General features: G+C 61.9%; 15 protein-coding genes. 9 read left to right on the top strand and 6 right to left on the bottom strand.

Going from position 1 to position 16980, the window contains the following annotated elements; all coding sequences use genetic code 11:
- Position 1: 1 nt before the first annotated feature.
- Positions 2 to 1159, top strand: a complete 1158-nt coding sequence (locus tag PspCFBP13528_RS22830; RefSeq protein WP_137201578.1) for a phosphatidylserine/phosphatidylglycerophosphate/cardiolipin synthase family protein — start codon at positions 2 to 4, stop codon at positions 1157 to 1159.
- A gap of 82 nt (positions 1160 to 1241) precedes the next feature.
- Here PspCFBP13528_RS22830 and bglX read toward each other — a convergent pair whose 3' ends face one another.
- On the bottom strand, positions 1242 to 3533 hold the full coding sequence (gene bglX / locus PspCFBP13528_RS22835; protein WP_137201579.1) for a beta-glucosidase BglX: 2292 nt from the start codon (positions 3531 to 3533) through the stop codon (positions 1242 to 1244).
- 238 nt (positions 3534 to 3771) lie between these two features.
- Between bglX and PspCFBP13528_RS22840 the strand changes: the two genes are divergently transcribed.
- The 4 genes from PspCFBP13528_RS22840 (at position 3772) to PspCFBP13528_RS22855 (ending at position 7205) form a co-directional block, all read left to right on the top strand.
- Positions 3772 to 4383, top strand: coding sequence for a LemA family protein (locus tag PspCFBP13528_RS22840; protein ID WP_065886194.1), 612 nt, complete (start codon positions 3772 to 3774; stop codon positions 4381 to 4383).
- Between the two features lie 18 nt (positions 4384 to 4401).
- Positions 4402 to 5118, top strand: a complete 717-nt coding sequence (locus PspCFBP13528_RS22845) for a TPM domain-containing protein (protein ID WP_137201580.1) — start codon at positions 4402 to 4404, stop codon at positions 5116 to 5118.
- A gap of 31 nt (positions 5119 to 5149) precedes the next feature.
- Positions 5150 to 5767, top strand: coding sequence for a TPM domain-containing protein (locus PspCFBP13528_RS22850; protein ID WP_065949301.1), 618 nt, complete (start codon positions 5150 to 5152; stop codon positions 5765 to 5767).
- A 220-nt stretch (positions 5768 to 5987) separates the two neighbouring features.
- The gene (locus tag PspCFBP13528_RS22855; RefSeq protein WP_101219250.1) at positions 5988 to 7205 is read left to right on the top strand and encodes an SAM-dependent methyltransferase; all 1218 of its coding nucleotides are present in this window, start codon (positions 5988 to 5990) and stop codon (positions 7203 to 7205) included.
- Positions 7206 to 7264: 59 nt separating this feature from the next.
- Here PspCFBP13528_RS22855 and PspCFBP13528_RS22860 read toward each other — a convergent pair whose 3' ends face one another.
- The 4 genes from PspCFBP13528_RS22860 to PspCFBP13528_RS22875 all read right to left on the bottom strand — a co-directional run bounded on the left by PspCFBP13528_RS22860 (position 7265) and on the right by PspCFBP13528_RS22875 (position 12671).
- On the bottom strand, positions 7265 to 9823 hold the full coding sequence (locus PspCFBP13528_RS22860; RefSeq protein ID WP_137201581.1) for a TonB-dependent receptor: 2559 nt from the start codon (positions 9821 to 9823) through the stop codon (positions 7265 to 7267).
- A 118-nt stretch (positions 9824 to 9941) separates the two neighbouring features.
- The gene (locus tag PspCFBP13528_RS22865) at positions 9942 to 10907 is read right to left on the bottom strand and encodes a FecR domain-containing protein (protein ID WP_137201582.1); all 966 of its coding nucleotides are present in this window, start codon (positions 10905 to 10907) and stop codon (positions 9942 to 9944) included.
- Positions 10904 to 11443, bottom strand: coding sequence for an RNA polymerase sigma factor (locus PspCFBP13528_RS22870; protein WP_065949297.1), 540 nt, complete (start codon positions 11441 to 11443; stop codon positions 10904 to 10906). Before PspCFBP13528_RS22870 ends, PspCFBP13528_RS22865 begins: the two co-directional genes overlap by 4 nt.
- Before the next feature lie 211 nt (positions 11444 to 11654).
- The gene (locus PspCFBP13528_RS22875; protein ID WP_137201609.1) at positions 11655 to 12671 is read right to left on the bottom strand and encodes a DUF4917 family protein; all 1017 of its coding nucleotides are present in this window, start codon (positions 12669 to 12671) and stop codon (positions 11655 to 11657) included.
- Between the two features lie 123 nt (positions 12672 to 12794).
- Here PspCFBP13528_RS22875 and yiaY point away from each other — a divergent pair, with 123 nt between their 5' ends.
- Positions 12795 to 13943, top strand: coding sequence for an L-threonine dehydrogenase (yiaY, locus tag PspCFBP13528_RS22880; protein WP_137201583.1), 1149 nt, complete (start codon positions 12795 to 12797; stop codon positions 13941 to 13943).
- A 90-nt stretch (positions 13944 to 14033) separates the two neighbouring features.
- Positions 14034 to 14708: an NAD(P)H-binding protein gene (locus tag PspCFBP13528_RS22885; protein WP_137201584.1), complete on the top strand. Its 675-nt coding sequence runs from the start codon at positions 14034 to 14036 to the stop codon at positions 14706 to 14708.
- Here the strand turns inward: PspCFBP13528_RS22885 and PspCFBP13528_RS22890 are convergent, their stop codons facing one another.
- The gene (locus PspCFBP13528_RS22890) at positions 14709 to 15197 is read right to left on the bottom strand and encodes a DMT family transporter (RefSeq protein WP_065949293.1); all 489 of its coding nucleotides are present in this window, start codon (positions 15195 to 15197) and stop codon (positions 14709 to 14711) included. It abuts the gene before it with no gap.
- Between the two features lie 68 nt (positions 15198 to 15265).
- Between PspCFBP13528_RS22890 and PspCFBP13528_RS22895 the strand changes: the two genes are divergently transcribed.
- Positions 15266 to 16183, top strand: coding sequence for a LysR family transcriptional regulator (locus PspCFBP13528_RS22895; protein ID WP_065949292.1), 918 nt, complete (start codon positions 15266 to 15268; stop codon positions 16181 to 16183).
- A gap of 147 nt (positions 16184 to 16330) precedes the next feature.
- Entirely contained in the window at positions 16331 to 16972 is a 642-nt protein-coding gene (locus PspCFBP13528_RS22900; RefSeq protein WP_137201585.1) for a LysE family translocator, read from the top strand.
- The last annotated feature ends 8 nt before the right edge of the window (positions 16973 to 16980 follow it).

The raw sequence follows: 16980 nt of genomic DNA on the forward strand, positions 1-16980 counted from the left end.
CGTGGGCGGTGCGGTGTTCCCGTGGCGCAGCGCCAACCGTTTCGAGTTGTTGATCGACGGGCCGAATTTTTTCCCGCAGATGCTGGTCGGCATCGCCCGCGCCGAGCGGCAGGTGGACCTGGAACTGTACCTGGTGGAAGCCGGGGCCTGTGCCGAAGCGATGGTGCAGGCGCTGGTGCTGGCCGCCGAGCGCGGGGTACAGGTGCGCTGCCTGTTCGATGATTACGGCAGCCTGGCGTTTACCCTCGGGTTGCGCAAGCGGTTGACCGACGCGGGGGTGCAGCTGCGTTTCTACAATCGCCTGAACTGGCGACGCTGGATGCGCAACCTGTACCGCGACCACCGCAAGCTGTTGCTGATCGACCAGGACGTCGCGGTGATCGGCGGGACCGGCGTCACCGATGAGTTCTGGACGCCTGGACAAGACACGGCCGACTGGCATGAAGTGATGGTGCAGATCAGCGGCTCGCTGGTGCTGGACTGGCAGGCTCTGTTCGACCGCCAGTGGCACGCCAACGCGGCACGTCGGGAGTGGAAACCCGCCACGCATTTCGGTTTGCCGCGCTTGCCCAAGGTGCCTGCCACCGGGCCAGGGCTTGGTCGCGTGGCGTATGCCGACGCCCGTCAGCACCGCGATATTTTGCAATCGCTGATCCGTGCCTTGCACAGCAGCAAGACGCGCATCTGGCTGGCCACGCCGTACTTCCTGCCCACCTGGAGCGTGCGCCGCGCCTTGCGCCGGGCGGCCGGGCGCGGGGTAGAGGTGCGTTTGCTGCTCACCGGCCCGCGCACCGATCACCCGTCGGTGCGCTACGCCGGGCACCGCTATTACCCGCGTCTGCTGCGTTCAGGCGTGCAAATCTTTGAATACCAGCCGTGCTTTTTGCACCTGAAGATGGTGCTGGTGGATGACTGGGTCAGCATTGGCTCGTGCAATTTCGACCACTGGAATCTGCGCTTCAATCTGGAAGCCAACCTGGAAGCGCTGGACCCTGAATTGACGCGGGCGGTGGCGGGCAGTTTCGAGCGCGATTTTGCGCAAAGCCAGGCGGTGAGCCTGGAGACATGGAAGGCGCGACCTTTGTGGCGGCGGGTGAAGCAGCGGGTGTGGGGGTGGATTGATCGGTTGGTGGTGAACCTTCTTGACCGAAGGGGTTGAAGACAGCGGCAAGCTACAAGCTACAAGTTAAAAGCAGAACTGCTCTTTCTTGGCGCTTGTAGCTTGTAACTTGAAGCTCCCCCTAGAGCAGTTCAAAGCTCTGTTGCTGCACATCCTGGGAATCCAGCCCGATCTGTACATTGAACTCACCCGGCTCCGCGGCGAACTTGAGCTGAGCGTTGTAGAACTTCAAGTCTTCCTCGGTGATGGTGAAGTGCAAGGTGCGTTCTTCACCGGCCTTGAGCATGACTTTCTGGAAGTTCTTCAGCTCTTTCACCGGGCGGATCATCGAGCCGGCCACGTCCTGGATATACAACTGCACCACGGTTTCGCCATCGACCTTGCCGGTGTTCTTCACGGTGACGCTCGCATCCAGCTTGCCGGTCTTGTTCAGGGTGGTGGACGACAGTGCCATGTCCGACAGGCCGAACGTGGTGTAGCTCAGGCCATAGCCAAACGCAAACAGCGGCCCGGTGGTGTCATCGAAGTACTGCGAGGTGTAGTTGCCCGGCTTGCCCGGCGTGAATGGCCGGCCGATGCTCAGGTGGTTGTAGTAGGTGGGGATCTGCCCCACGGAGCGTGGGAAGGTGATCGGCAGCTTGCCCGACGGGTTGTAGTCACCGAACAGCACGTCGGCGATGGCGTTGCCGCCTTCGGTGCCGGAGAACCAGGTTTCCAGGATCGCGTCAGCCTGTCGGTGCTCTTCGAGAATCGACAGCGGCCGGCCGTTCATCAGCACCAGCACCAACGGCTTGCCGGTGGCCTTGAGGGCCTTGATCAGGTCGCGCTGGCTTTGCGGGATATTCAGGTCGGTGCGGCTCGACGACTCGTGGGACATGCCACGGGACTCGCCCACGGCCGCGACGATCACGTCAGCATTCTGCGCAGCCTTTACCGCCTCATCGATCAGCACCTGGGCGGGGCGCGGGTCATCCACCACTTCCGGGGCATCGAAGTTGAGGAAGTTGAGGTAGTCGAGCACCGCTTTGTCGCCGGTGATGTTGGCGCCACGGGCATAGATGACTTTGCCCTTTTCGCCGATCACGGCGTTCATGCCGTCAAGCAGGGTCACCGACTGTTCCGGCTTACCGGCCGCCGCCCAGCTGCCCATCATGTCGATCGGGGCCTTGGCCAGCGGGCCGACCAGAGCGATGGTCGCGGATTTTTTCAGGGGCAGGGTGTCGTTGTGGTTTTTCAGCAACACCAGGCTGCGGCGCGCAATGTCGCGGGCGTCGGCACGGTGCAGGCGGCTGTCGGCATAGGTGTCGGCCGGGTCGTCCTCGGCCTTGCCGATGCGCAGGTAAGGGTCCTTGAACAGGCCCATGTCGTACTTGGCGCCGAGCACTTCGCGCACGGCGTTGTCGATGTCGCTCTGCTCGATCTCGCCGGACTTGAGCAGCCCCGGCAGTTCCTTGCCGTACAACGTGTCGTTCATGCTCATGTCGATGCCGGCCTTGATCGCCAGCTTGGCAGCTTCACGCCCGTCCTTGGCCACGCCGTGCTTGATCAGTTCGAAGATTGCGCCGTGGTCGCTCACGGCCAGGCCCTTGAAGCCCCAGTCCTTGCGCAACAGGTCGTTCATCAGCCAGGTGTTGGCGGTGGCGGGCACGCCGTTGATCGAGTTGAGCGCCACCATCACGCCGCCGGAGCCGGCCTTGATTGCCGCGTGGTAGGGCGGCAGGTAGTCCTGGTACATCTTGACCGGGCTCATGTCGACCACGTTGTAGTCGCGGCCGCCTTCCACCGCGCCGTACAGGGCGAAGTGCTTGACGCTGGCCATGATGCTGTCGGCATTCGCGGCGCTGGCGCCCTGGAACGCCTTGACCATCACTTCGGCAATGCGCGACACCAGGTAGGTGTCCTCGCCGAAACCTTCCGAGGTGCGGCCCCAGCGCGGGTCACGGGAGATGTCGACCATCGGCGCGAAGGTGATGTCGAGGCTGTCGGCGGCGGCTTCCTGGGCGGCGATGCGCCCGGAGCGGCCGATGGCGTCCATGTCCCAGCTGGAGGCCAGGGCCAGGCTGATCGGGAAAATCGTGCGATGGCCGTGGATGACGTCGTAGGCGAAAAACATCGGGATCTTCAAGCGGCTGCGCATGGCCGCGTCCTGCATCGGACGGTTTTCCGGGCGGGTGATGGAGTTGAAGGTGCCGCCGATGCGGCCGGCGGCGATTTCCTTGCGGATCAGCTCGCGGGGCATTTCCGGGCCGATGCTGATCAGGCGCAACTGGCCGATCTTTTCATCGAGGGTCATCTGCTTGAGCAGGTCGCTGACGAAGGCGTCCTTGTCTTTAAGCGCAGCAGGCTTTGTTTCTGCCCATACGGGGTGGCTGGCCAGAGTGGCAACAAGGCCGAGCAAACACAGCTTCTTCATGAATATCCTTTTTCGGCTCACTGCACAGCGGTCAGGCTGATCGGCCAAAATGACGGGAGCGTCTATTGTTGTTCGGGTGTTGTTCAGATAAATGCAGCACACTCTGAACTCTTTTTCGCGCTGGGCATCTTTGTAGCTGATTGGCTCGAAGCATTCCAGTGGTGGCGGATTATGCCCCAAGCGCGTGGTTTATAGGGTTAGTCATCACATTCCATCCAGATTGGGCAGGAGAAACACCATGCAAGCAGCACAAGGTTACCGCTGGGGCTTGAAAGCCGCGGCGCTGTTATTGATCAGCAGCGTGCTGAGCGGTTGCGGCATCAACAACATCCCGACCCTGGACGAACAGGCCAAGGCGGCCTGGGGCCAGGTGCAGAACCAGTACCAACGCCGTGCCGACCTGATTCCCAACCTGGTGGAAGTGGTCAAGGGCTACGCCGCCCACGAGCAGGACACCCTCACCGCCGTGATTGAAGCGCGGGCCAAGGCCACCTCGATCCAGGTGGATGCCAGCACCCTCGACAACCCGGAAAAACTCAAGCAGTTCCAGCAAGCCCAGGACGGCTTGAGCGGCGCACTCAGCCGTTTGATGGTGGTGTCCGAGCGCTATCCGGACCTGAAGGCCAACCAGAACTTCCTGGCCCTGCAATCGCAGCTCGAGGGCACGGAAAACCGTATCGCCGTGGCCCGTCGCGACTTTATCCAGGCCGTGCAGACCTACAACACCGAGATCCGTACGTTCCCGGGTCGCCTGTGGCACAGCGTGATGTACAGCGACTTGCCGATCCGCGCCACGTTTGAAGCCACCAGTGCCGATGCCGATAAGGCGCCGCAGGTGAAGTTCAAATAACGCTGCCTTGAGGTGTCGATGCGTTTATTACGGATAGGCCTGGCGCTGTGGCTGCTGGGCTGCGTGGGCATGGCCCAGGCGGCCCTGACCTTCCCGGCATTGACCGGGCGGGTGGTGGACAACGCCCAGATGATCGACCCGGCGGTGCGCGAACAACTGACCCAGCAATTGCAGGCGCTGGAGCAGACGTCCGGTGACCAGATCGTGGTGGTCACCGTGCCCGACCTGCAGGGCGTGCCGATTGAAGACTACGGTTATCAATTGGGCCGCGCGTGGGGCATCGGCCAGAAGGGCAAGGACAACGGCGCGCTGTTGCTCGTGGCCCGCGACGAGCGAAAGTTGCGCATCGAAGTCGGCTACGGCCTGGAAGGTGTGCTGACGGATGCGCAGTCCTGGGTGATCATCAACCAGGTGATCGCGCCCAAGTTCAAGGCCGGCAATTTCAGCCAGGGCATCAGTGACGGTGTCGCGGCGATGATCCAGGTGGTGGGCGGTGAACCGTTGGCTGTGCCGGCCCACGTGGCGGATACGAATTTCGCCAAGGACAATCCCGTTTTTTCCATCGGTTTGTTCGTCCTGCTGATCGGCGTGTTGTGGCTGTGCAATCGCATGGGCCTGCCGGTGGGCGCTATCCTGCTGGCGATCCTCAGCAGCAGCGGACGCGGCGGCGGTGGCGGTGGTTTCCGCGGCGGCGGTGGCGGTTTCGGCGGTGGCGGGGCTTCGGGCGGCTGGTAATGACAATAACGAAAATAGAGCATCTACAACCATGGCATTACTGACTGAACACGAGCAGCGCCAAGTGGCCGAGGCGATCGCCCGGGTCGAGCAACAGACTGACGCCGAACTGGTCACCGTGCTGGCGGCGCGGGCCGACGACTACGCCTACATCCCGTTGCTGTGGGCCAGCCTGATTGCGTTGGTGGTGCCTGGCGTGGTGCATTACTTGTCGGGCTACCTGACCATGTACACCTTGTTGCTGGCGCAGTGGGCGACCTTCATTGCGTTGTGCCTGGTGTTTCGTTTGCCCAAGGTCACTACCCGTTTGATCCCGCGCTCCGTACGCCATTGGCGCGCCTCGAACCTGGCGCGCCGCCAGTTCCTCGAGCAGAACCTGCATCACACGCTGGGCAGCACCGGAGTGCTGATTTTTGTCAGCGAGGCGGAGCGCTATGTGGAAATCCTGGTGGATGACGGCATCTCCACGCGGTTGGACGACAGCAACTGGGATGGCATCGTCAGGGCGTTCACCCAGCAGGTGAAACAGGGGCAAACACTGGCCGGGTTCATTGCCTGCATCGAGGCCTGTGGTGAATTGCTCAAGGTGCATGTGCCGGTGACGCAGACGCGCAACGAGCTGCCCAATCGCCTGGTCATACTCGAATAACCAGGGCAACACAGTTGCAAATGTGGGAGGGGGCTTGCCCCCGATTGCAGTCTGTCAGTGACAAATATACTGACTGATCCACTGCTATCGGGGGCAAGCCCCCTCCCACAGTTGGATCTACCTTGGCTGCTGCAACTGACCACTGGTCAAATAACTCCGTGCCGTCGCGGGTTATCCCCCCTAAAATGCCCGGCATTCTTTGCCCGAGGCGTTTTTGTTCATGTCCGTCACCGCTCAACCCGCCAGCCCTGCGCCGGATCATCATGCCCAGTTCATCGACCTGCTGAACGCGAGCCTGGCGCAGAACGCCTTCATCAAGCTGGTGCTGGCCAAATACGTCGGTGATGAAGCCGAACTGCAGCGGCTGATCATCAAGCCGGTCACTGTAAAGGAACAGCCGTGCCTGTCCTTCGTCTACCGCTACAAGACCCGCGACATCACCAAAAACCTGGCGCTGGCCGACGGCGTAGCGGCGATTGCCGAGCTGCTGCCAACCTCGTTCAAGAACGCGCACCTGTTGTCGCTGACTGATGAAGCCCAGCTCGAATACAGCAAGAAGAACAAAAGCTCGCTGTTCAAAAGCAAGCCGCAGCAATTGCGTGAGGCGCCATCGGCCGAGCATAACCGCGAGAAAAATCGCTTCCTCGACCTGAGCCGACCGTTCCTCGCCGACCTGGGCGTGACCGACGCCAAGCAGGCGCTGATTCCGTCGATGTCGCGCAAGTGGAAGCAGATCAACAAGTTCATCGAAGTGTTCAGCCATGCGCTGACGTCGTCGCCGTTGCAGCTCGACCAACCGGTGCGCGTTGCCGATTTCGGCTCAGGCAAGGGCTACCTCACGTTTGCGATTCACGACTACCTGCGCAACACGCTCAAGGCCGAAGGCGAAGTGACCGGTGTCGAGTTGCGCCAGGACATGGTCACCCTGTGCAACGAAGCGGCTGCGCGCCTGGAACACCCGGGGCTGGTGTTCAAGTGCGGCGATGTGCGCAGCGTCGCGCCGAGCCAGCTGGACGTGATGATCGCCCTGCATGCCTGCGATATCGCCACCGATTATGCGATTCACACCGGCATCCGTTCCGGCGCGTCGATCATCATGTGTTCGCCGTGCTGCCACAAACAGATTCGCCTGCAGATCCAGAGCCCGGCGCTGCTCAAGCCGATGCTGCAGTACGGCCTGCACCTGGGCCAACAGGCGGAAATGGTCACCGACAGCTTGCGCGCCTTGTTTCTCGAAGCCTGCGGGTATGAGACCAAAGTGTTCGAGTTCATCTCGCTGGAGCACACCAACAAGAACAAGATGATCCTGGCGATCAAGCGTGCCGAGCCTCTGGAAAATACGCAGTTGCTGGCAAAGATCCAGGAACTGAAGGCGTTCTACCACATCACCGAACATTGCCTGGAAACCCTGCTGCGCGCCGATGGTTTCTTGAACTAGGCGCGGGGCCCAGGTGGGAGGGGGCAAGCCCTCTCCCACATTCAGACTCGGTGTAGCCATCAGAAGAACCGCGTCACGCTGATCTTCGCGTCGCGCCCCTTGGTATAGGCGCGGTCGCCGCTCAACGCCGGGCGGAAGTTTTCGTTGAACAGGTTGTCCACGGTGAAGTTCACCTCGGTGCCTTTCAGATACGCCTGCTGCGGTGTCCATTTGGCGAACAGGCCCTGAGTGTTGTAGCGCTTGTTGCCGTACTGGTCGTAGAACAGGTCGCCGACCCCGGAGCCCGGGCCGCCGGAATATTTGTCGCTGGGCAGGCGGTCGGTGGCGCCGATGAACTGGCCCATCCAGCCTACCTGGGCATCCCAGGCCGGAATGTGGGTGCCCAGCACCAGCACCCATTTGGTCGGCGGGATATCCCGCGCTGCCACGTCCGGGCCCCAGGGGTTGGTGTAGGCGCCTTCGTGCTGGCCTTTGGCGTAGGCGAATGACACCGAGCCGAACACGTAGGTGGAGTTGTAGATCGACTCCACTTCAATGCCCTTGATGGTCAGGCCGCCGATATTGCGGTAATTGGACATCGCCCCCGGTGGGCAGGCGGAACCAATGGTGCCGCCGTTGACGGCCTGGTTCTGGCAGCCCACGCCGGTGGCCTTGAAGATTTCGTCTTCGACCTTGTTGTGGAACACGGTGGTGCGCAATTGCAGGTTGTCATCCTGGGCGACGAGGTTGTCGAAGTGGGTGATGTTGCCCAGGGTAATCGAGGTGATGCGCTCCGGGTCCAGGTCCACGCTGGTGGCGGTACGGCTGCCCAGGCCCTGCACTTCATATTGCTCGTCGATCACCGGCGCACGCCAGGTCTGGCTCCAGTTGGCGAACAGGCCGACGTTTGGCGTAACGGTCCAGAACAGCGCCAGGCGCGGCGACCAGCCGGTGTAGGTGCGGTCGCTGTAGTCGTGGCCGATCGCAGGGTCAGGGTTGTTGTAGTACGGCGCATCATTGCCTTCGCCACGGTTGCGCACATGGTCGTAGCGCAGCGACGGGGTGATGGTCAGATCGCCCAGGGTCACCGCGTCCTGGATGAAGAAGCTGTGGGTGTCGACCTTGCCGTGGGGCATGAACCCCGGCTGAAAATGGCCATAGTTATAGCGCGGCGTATTGTAGGTGCTGCCGGGCATCCACATTTCGGTGTCGCGCACGTGTTTGCGCACCTGCCCGCCGACTGTCAGCGCATGCTGCAGGGGGCCGGTGTCGAACAGGCTGACATTGCGGATATCCAGATGCTTGTCGGTGTAGGCGGTGTCCATCTTGCGCCCGCCGGTGGCCAACTGGAAAAACGCCGTGGCATCACGCTCGTCGGTCTGTTCGGTGTTGGACTGGGAGTACTTGACGGTCACGTCCACCAGCGGGTTGTCCAGTGGCTGGTAGTGGTACTTGCCCGACCAGGTGGTGTCGACGGTATCGCGGTGCGCCAGAAAGCGCTTGAGAGCACCTTCATACCCGTAGCGGTCGATGTTGGCCTGGGTCGGCGGTGTTGGGTAGCTGGCGGCGGAAAAGGGCGTCCAGCGGTTGCTGTGGGCGCGCGAGTAGGACAGGCCGACACTGTGCTCCTCGGTGAAGTACGCATTGACCTTGAACAGCTTGCCGTCCACATCCTGGGCGCTGTTAGGCAGGCGCTGAGGGTTGATCGGGTACTGGTTGTTCTCGTTGGGCAACTTGGCGGCGACCTTCATGTCGCCGCCGTCGCGCTGGGACAGGTAGGCCAGGGCGTCGAAACGGCCATCGTCGGTGCGGCCATACACGGCACTGCTGTAGACCTGCTCATGGTCGTTGCTCGAGTAACCGTATTTGAGCATTGCGCCGCTGTTGCGACCGTCCTTGAGCAGGTCCGGGGCATCCTTGGTGGTCATGTTGACCGTACCGCCGAAGCCGCCGTTGCCGGTAAACGGCGAGTTCGGGCCTTTCTCTACTTCAATGCTCTTGATCAGCTCGGGCTCGATAAATACCGTGCCCTGCTGGTAGCGCTCGAAACCACTCTTGGTCGCGCCATCCACGGTCATCGGCACGTCTTCGGCATCGCCGAAGCCACGGATGTTGATGGTTTGGCCGCCGGGTTTGAGCGAGCCGCCCTGGCTCACGCCGGGCAGGGTCTGCAACAGGCTGGGGATGTTATTGGACTGGTAGCGGTCAATGTCGGCCTGGGTCAGGGTGGAGCGGTTGACGGTACTGGAGTCCACTTCGTTGCCGGTGCCGATCACGCTCAAGGTATCGAGCTGGATTGCGCGGCCTTGCGTGGTCCTGGCCGCATCGGCGCGCACCACATAGGTCGTGCCAACCTTGATCAGGGTCAATTCAGCGCCCTTGAGCAGGCTGCGAATCGCGTCTTCTACGCTGTACTCCCCCTTGAGGGCCGGCGCCTGCATCTGCTTGAGCAACGCCTCATCGAACAGCAGCTGGATTTTCGCCTGCCGGGCCACCTGGCTCAGGGAGGTCGCCAACGGCTGGGCCGGCAGTTGCAGCGTGAATGACTCGGCCTGGGCGCTGACGCTGAACGCCAGGCAGGTGGCAAGCAGGGTCGGTCGAAGAAACAGGTGCGAAGCAGGGCAAGGCGCGCGAAACATGAGATCCCCCGGTGCGGCTAAATAGCCAAAAAGGTGTGCGCATCAAACGCAGACGGGAGGAAGACGGGGCAGGCAAAAAAATCCACACATGCGAATGCAAAATATTCTCATGTGTGGCTTATTGGCTCGATTCGATCCTCATAATGCCGTCGGCGCCGGTCACGGTTTTTACCGGCAACAGGGCGGGCAGGGCGTTGAGCAGCGCGTCCGGGTCATTCACATCCAGGTTGCCCGACACCTTGAGGCGCGCCACGGCCTTGCTGACCTGCAAAGGCGCCTGGGGACGGTACAGGCTCAGTTCGTCGATCAGGCTGGCCAGCTCGCGATTACGAAACGCCAAGTGCCCACTGCGCCAGTCGGCGACGTCTTCGGCGTTGAGGGTTTGCTGTTGCAACGTGCCCTTGGCGTACTGGTAACTGGCGCGTTGCCTGGCCTGGAGCAACGCGGCGGGGTGTTTTCGATCCGGTTCGAAGGCCACTTGTCCATGGGCCACGCTGACCACCAGTTGCTGTTCGCTGCGGCGCACATCGAAACCGGTGCCCACCACCCGCACATTCGCCTCGCCGGCTTGTACGTACAGCGGGCGCTCCTGGTCGGCGGCCACTTCGATGTACAGCTGGCCTTTGTCCAGGTGAAGGATGCGCTGGTGCGCGGTGAAATCCACGCGAATGCGGGTGTCGGCGTTCACATACAAGGTGCTGCCATCGGGCAGGTGCAGGGTACGCATGCCCTTGGCATGACCGGCAACCTGGGCGTGATACAGCGCACGTGGCGCACCGAGATGAGGCGCAAGAACGGCGCAGAGCAAGGCGGCCGCCACCGCCAGCGCGGGGCGCCATACAGGTTTGCGCCTGGGCAGCGCCACCGGTTTGTTCAATGGCTGCAACTGGGCGAGGTCAGTCCACAATTGCTCGAATTCGGCATAGGCGCGCGCATGGGCCGGGTTGGCCTGCCAGGCGGCGAAGGCCTTGCGGTCGACACGGTCCGCGTCGTTGCGGTTGCGCGCAAACCAGTTGGCGGCTTGTGCATCGATGGCCTCGCTCGCTTCGATGTCCGGCGCGTCGAGGTCGCTCAGGCGGTTCATTGTGGCTGCTCCGTGCCGGGTCCAGGTTGAAGACGTCGCTTGCAGTGCAGCAGGGCGAAGGCGATGTGCTTTTCCACCATGCTCGTTGAAATGCCCATGCGTGCGGCGATCTGTGCCTGGCTCAAGCCTTCGAAGCGATGCAGCATAAGGGCTTCTCGCCGACGGGGCGAGAGTTCGGCGAGGACTTCTTTCAGTTGTTCCAGGCGCTGGATGCGCAGCGCTGCGGCCATGGGCTCGTTTTGCTCATCGGTGACGGCTTCAGTGGGGGCGTCGGCCGGATCGGGGTGGACACTGCGGCGTACCTGCTGTTTACGCCAGTGATCGCGCAGCAGGTTGCGCGCCATCTGGAACAAAAACGCCCGTGGCTGCTCGACCTTGGCCCGGTCGCGGTAGTCCAGCCATTGGGTAAACACATCCTGGGTCATGTCCGCCGCGTCACTGGCGTTGTCCGTGCGTTTGCGCAGGAAATGCAGGATATCTGCATAGAATCCGCGACAGGCATCGGCCGACAATGGGTCGGGCTTGGGACGAGACATGGATATCCTTCTTGACGCAGCACGGCTTGGAAAGGGCCGTGAATGATATCGAGAATTATTGTCATTTGTCTCTATTTAAAGGCTGCACTCACCTCAAATGTAGGAGGGGGCTTGCCCCCGATGGCGGTGTGTCAGGCAATGAATGTGTTGACTGATGCACCGCTGTCGGGAGCAAGCCCCCTCCCACATTTGATCTTCTTGGTTCACTGGATCAGTGTTCGACCGGCACCGACAGCGCCGGGTTACCCAGCGGATGGGTGCGCGCTGCAAAGAATTTCAGCTGCGCTCCAGTACCTTCGAACAGCTGCAAATACCGCTGCTTCTGCTGGCGAATGAACCCTTCGCTGCGCCCCGAGACCGAAATGGCCAGGGTGGTGATGTCGGCCTGGCGGATCGCATCCACCAGGTGTTTATCCTGCGGCCCCAGGTCATGGCCGAAGATGCACAGCGCGCCCTCGTGGGTGAGCAATTGTTCATAACAGAACGACAGATAATCCGAACTGCGAATGGTCTTGAGCTTGTCTTGCACCTTGCCTTCGCTGACGAACAGCGGCACATCGTCCAGCGTCTTGATTGTGTTGTTGATCGCGAAACTGCTGAGCAACGTGCTGTCGGTGGACGACAGTTTGCGCGCGGTACCGTCGAGGTTGCGCACCAGGTGCAGGCCGCCGTGCAGGTACAAAATGCGTGTGGCGTCGGTGCGGGTGTCGCGCAGGTCGAAGCTTGAATCGGCGCTGCGGAACAGGTCATCGATACCCGGCGTGTGCAGGATTGCCCAGTAGTTGAGCAGGTCGTAATTGCTGGTAAATACCGTGGTGTAGCGGGCCAGTTCCGCGTGGATGGTCGCCAGGGTCGAGGGCTGTACCAGGCGCCAGGGAATATGCACGGTATGGATCGTATTGATCAGTGCTTCCTTGATCGCGTAATAGCGATTGCGTGGCGCCGCCGAGCTGACCGCCAGGGCTTTGTTGACGCGGCTGGTGGTTTTCAGCGCGCCCAGGGCCTGCTCGAAACTGCGGGTCTGCAGCGCATCGAATACGCTGAGTTCGGATTGGCCCAGGGGCTTTTCTTCCACTGTGCGAGCGTTTTCAAACAGCGAGTCGTAGGCAAAGTCTTCCCAAATCGTGCGGCTTGCGCCGTTGCCGATCAGAATCCCATTGAAGTCGATGGCGCCGCGCAGTGCGCTCCAGTCGTCAAGGTGGGCGTCAATATTCTGGAAATCCTTCATTGCGGCGGGTCTACTCGAAATCGGCTGGACGGTGACTTTATCACGAGCCGGCATTGATCCTGGTCAAGATACGGCAAGCGGTACCGGTGGATTCTGTGGGTATAAAGCCCCTGAGGATCGACCATGAGCAGCACGTTTTTTATCCCCGCCGTCAATATCATGGGCATCGACTGCCTCGACGAAGCCATGATCGCCATCCGCAATTACGGTTTTCGCAAGGCGTTGATCGTCACTGACCAGGGGCTGTGCAAAGCCGGTGTGGCCAGCATGATCGCCGAGAAACTGGCGATGCAGGACATCGATTCGGTGGTCTACGACGGCGCCAAGCCCAACCCCAATGTGGAAAACGTCGAGAAAGGCCTGGCGTTGCTGCAACAGAGCGCCTGCGATTTTGTGGTGTCCCTGGGCGGCGGCTCGCCCCATGACTGCGCCAAGGGCATCGCGTTGTGCGCCACCAACGGCGGGCGTATCGGCGACTATGAGGGGGTCGACCAATCGAGCAAGCCGCAGCTGCCGCTGGTGGCGATCAACACCACCGCCGGCACGGCCAGCGAGATGACCCGTTTCTGCATCATCACCGACGAAACCCGCCACGTGAAAATGGCCATCGTCGACCGCAATGTCACGCCGCTGCTGTCGGTCAACGACCCGGCATTGATGGTCGCCATGCCCAAGGGCCTCACCGCCGCCACCGGCATGGACGCCTTGACCCATGCTATCGAAGCCTACGTGTCCACCGCCGCCACACCGATCACCGACGCGTGCGCAATCAAGGCCATCGAATTGATCAGCGCCAACCTGCGCCTGGCGGTACGCGACGGCAGCGACATGGCCGCGCGGGAGAACATGGCGTATGCGCAGTTCCTCGCGGGCATGGCGTTCAACAACGCGTCGCTGGGGTTCGTGCATGCCATGGCGCATCAGCTCGGTGGCCTGTACGACCTTCCCCACGGCGTGTGCAATGCGGTGCTGCTGCCCCACGTGCAGAGTTTCAACGCCAGTGTCAGCGCCAAGCGCTTGAGTGACGTGGCGCGTGCGTTGGGTGCCGATATCAAGGGGGTGACTCCGGAAGAGGGCGCGCAGGCTGCTATCGTCGCGATTCGCACGTTGTCCCAGGATGTGGAAATCCCCGCCGGCCTGCGTGAGCTCGGCGCCAGGTTGCAGGATATTCCGCTGCTGGCGAGCAATGCGCTGAAGGATGCGTGTGGCCTGACCAACCCGCGGCGCGCGGATCAGCGTCAGATCGAGGAGATCTTTCGCAGCGCGTTTTGATAGGGGCAGCTTCGAGCTGCAAGCGGTAAGCTACAAGTTGAACGCGTTCAACATGAGCATGAAGCTTGCGGCTTGCCGCTGAGGTCCCCCATGAGAGTTCTGTTATTCGGCGCCACCGGTATGGTCGGCCAGGGCGTGCTGCGCGAGTGCCTGCTGGCGGCCGACGTGCAGGAAGTCGTCGCTGTCGGCCGTACGCCGTTGACCCAGCAACACGGCAAACTGCATCAGGTGTTGCACAGTGACATGCTGGATTTCCAGCCCCTGGAAAACCTGCTGCAAGGCTTTGATGCGTGCTTCTTCTGCCTGGGCGTTTCCTCGGCGGGCATGAATGAAGTCAAGTACACCCACCTCACTTACGACCTGACGTTAGTCGCCGCCAGCACCCTGGCGCGGCTCAATCGGCAGATGACGTTTATCTATGTGTCTGGCGCCGGCACCGACAGTTCCGAGAGGGGCAAGTCAATGTGGGCACGGGTCAAGGGCAAGACCGAGAACGCGTTGCTGCGCTTGCCGTTCAAGGCGGTCTATCTGTTCCGGCCGGGGATCATCCAACCGTTGCACGGCGTGCGTTCCAAGACGCCGTTGTACCAGGCGTTCTATAGCGTGCTCGGGCCGTTGCTCTCGTTTGTGCGTCGGGTAAAGCCGGATTGGGTGGTGAGTACCCAGACGGTCGGCCAGGCGATGTTGCAGGTGGCCAGACAGGGCGCGCCGCACGCGGTGGTGGAGCAGCGGGATATCAGTCATCTGGCCGTTGAGCGCGGCTGATCAACCCGCTGTCGCCACTGCCCGCACCGGCGTGGCGCTGAACTGAATCAACACCACCGCGCCCATCAACAACAGCGCTCCGAGCGCCCGCGGCATTGTTATTGGGCGCTGCGCAAGGCCGAACAGCCCGAAATGATCGAGCAGCAACGACGCCAGAATCTGCCCGGCCATGGCCAGTGCGATAAACCCTGATGCACCCAGCCTGGGCAGCAGCATCAATGCCAGCGAAATGAAGCACACCCCAAATGCGCCACCGGCCCACATCCACAGCGGCGCCCGGGTGATAAAGGCCAGGCTCGGCAAGGGCAGCCGTAGTGCGATGATCACCGGCAGCAACACCATGACGCTTACCAACAGGGATGCCAGCGTCGCCCACAACGGGTGGCCGAGCCCGCGACCCAGGTTGGCGTTGATCGCACTCTGAAACGGCACCACGGCGCCGGCGATCACCGCCAGCAGCAACAAACCCAGCCAATGCAACGTTGTCATGTCGAATCTCCCAGAGGTTTTGCTGGACTCTAGGCTATTCGTCGCGCAAATTTAAATTCCGATTTGTTATGCCGAGCATGCAGCTGATGAATGATCTGCGACGCGTTGACCTGAATCTGTTGGTGATCCTCGATGCTTTGCTCAGCGAGCAACATGTCACCCGCGCCGCCGAGCGCCTGCACCTGAGTCAACCAGCGGTCAGCCATGCGCTGGCGCGCTTGCGTGACCTGCTGGGTGACCCGTTGCTGGTGCGTCAGGGCGGCGCATTGATAGCCACCGCCCGTGCGCTGGAGTTGGCCACGCCGTTGGCAGAGGCCCTGGCCCAGGTGCAGGCGCTACTGGCGCCGAACCGTTTTGACCCGGCTTCGGCCAAGCGCCGTTTTCGCCTGGCGATGTCGGATTACAGCGCGGCGATTTTCCTGCCCGGCTTGGTGCGTCTGTTACGCCATGAAGCGCCGGGCATCGACTTGCAAATCATCCAGGCCAGCCGCGAAGGCATGGTCGACGGCGTGCTCAATGGTGATCTCGACCTCGCTGCCGGGGTCTTCCCTGACGTGCCAGCCGAACTGCGCACGACGCCCTTGTTCGAAGAGCATTACACCTGCCTGGTCGACCGCGACAGCCTGCCCAAAGGCGGTGTGCTGGACCTGGCTGCGTACTTGTCACGGCCCCATGTCTTGCTGGAAATGCGCGGCAGCGGCACGCCGGAAATCGAGCGTGCGCTGGCCGCCATTCGTGAGCGGCGGCACGTGGCAATCAGCCTGCCGCACTGGGGCGTGGCACCGCAGTTGATTCAAGGCACGGACCTGATCCTGACTGTTTCATCCCGAGGCCTGCTGAATATCGATCACGCGCACCTGATGAGCGTACCGCCGCCGTTTCATATTCCATCGTTTGCGTTCGAGTTGGCCTGGCATGCGCGCCGGGGCGGGGATGCAGGGTTGCAGTGGTTGAAGGGTCGGGTGCAAGGTGTGCTGGAGGCCTGAGCAGTCGCTACCAAGCTGCCGGTGGCTGAGCGCGGGTATGAAAAATTCGCTTAACTTGCAGTCGCCCGTCACGAATAGAAGTTTTACCCGCAGCCCCGGAACCTGCAGAATCGCTGTGTCTTTCAACAATTTGCCAGAGCCCCGCCCATGACCCCATCCCTGCTGTTAGCGGTCCTTGCTTCCGGGTTTATCTACGGTATTACGCCCGGCCCTGGCGTGTTGGCCGTGTTCGGCATCGGTGCCGCTCGTGGCCGTCGTGCGGGGGCGGGGTTCCTCGCTGGGCATTTACTCGGGGACGTCGTGTGGTGCAGCACCGCATTGGTGGCGATTGTGGGCGCGCGGGAGGTTGGCAGCAGTGCGTTTGATGTACTCGGCGTGCTCAGCGGCCTTTATCTGTTCTGGCTCGGCTGGCGCGCCATCCGCACCCGGCGCCGTAGCAGCGACGCCCCTCAGGGCGCGGCGCGGCATCCGTTCTGGCACGGCATTCTGTTCGGTCTGACCAATCCCAAGGCGTACCCGGTGGCAGTGGCGACATTCACGGCATTGCTCTCCAGTCGTGCCGAGTTGCTGACGTGGTCGATGCTGCCGTCGCTGATTGTTCTGAGTTTTATCGGCGGCCTGCTGGCCTATGCGATCCTGATCGGTGTGGTCGGTGCCCAACGCGTGCGTACGGTGTATCAGCGCCACGAAATCCTCATCACGAAGCTGTGCGGCGTGATGTTTATCGGGTTCGCCATCAACGCGCTGGCGCACGCGTTGCCGGGCCTGTTTGCAAGCAAACCTGCGTGAGTCGGCAA

The sequence above is a fragment of the Pseudomonas sp. CFBP13528 genome (assembly GCF_005233615.1).
In the GTDB taxonomy this organism is placed as follows: domain Bacteria; phylum Pseudomonadota; class Gammaproteobacteria; order Pseudomonadales; family Pseudomonadaceae; genus Aquipseudomonas; species Aquipseudomonas fluorescens_AM.

Coding starts and splice junctions, on each gene's coding strand:
- PspCFBP13528_RS22855 (WP_101219250.1), top strand. CDS start 5,988: ATGTCCGTCACCGCTCAACCCGCCAGCCCTGCGCCGGATCATCATGCC.
- PspCFBP13528_RS22895 (WP_065949292.1), top strand. CDS start 15,266: ATGCCGAGCATGCAGCTGATGAATGATCTGCGACGCGTTGACCTGAAT.
- bglX (WP_137201579.1), bottom strand. CDS start 3,533: ATGAAGAAGCTGTGTTTGCTCGGCCTTGTTGCCACTCTGGCCAGCCAC.
- PspCFBP13528_RS22870 (WP_065949297.1), bottom strand. CDS start 11,443: ATGTCTCGTCCCAAGCCCGACCCATTGTCGGCCGATGCCTGTCGCGGA.
- PspCFBP13528_RS22840 (WP_065886194.1), top strand. CDS start 3,772: ATGCAAGCAGCACAAGGTTACCGCTGGGGCTTGAAAGCCGCGGCGCTG.
- PspCFBP13528_RS22865 (WP_137201582.1), bottom strand. CDS start 10,907: ATGAACCGCCTGAGCGACCTCGACGCGCCGGACATCGAAGCGAGCGAG.
- PspCFBP13528_RS22860 (WP_137201581.1), bottom strand. CDS start 9,823: ATGTTTCGCGCGCCTTGCCCTGCTTCGCACCTGTTTCTTCGACCGACC.
- PspCFBP13528_RS22875 (WP_137201609.1), bottom strand. CDS start 12,671: ATGAAGGATTTCCAGAATATTGACGCCCACCTTGACGACTGGAGCGCA.
- PspCFBP13528_RS22900 (WP_137201585.1), top strand. CDS start 16,331: ATGACCCCATCCCTGCTGTTAGCGGTCCTTGCTTCCGGGTTTATCTAC.
- PspCFBP13528_RS22890 (WP_065949293.1), bottom strand. CDS start 15,197: ATGACAACGTTGCATTGGCTGGGTTTGTTGCTGCTGGCGGTGATCGCC.
- PspCFBP13528_RS22885 (WP_137201584.1), top strand. CDS start 14,034: ATGAGAGTTCTGTTATTCGGCGCCACCGGTATGGTCGGCCAGGGCGTG.
- yiaY (WP_137201583.1), top strand. CDS start 12,795: ATGAGCAGCACGTTTTTTATCCCCGCCGTCAATATCATGGGCATCGAC.
- PspCFBP13528_RS22845 (WP_137201580.1), top strand. CDS start 4,402: ATGCGTTTATTACGGATAGGCCTGGCGCTGTGGCTGCTGGGCTGCGTG.
- PspCFBP13528_RS22850 (WP_065949301.1), top strand. CDS start 5,150: ATGGCATTACTGACTGAACACGAGCAGCGCCAAGTGGCCGAGGCGATC.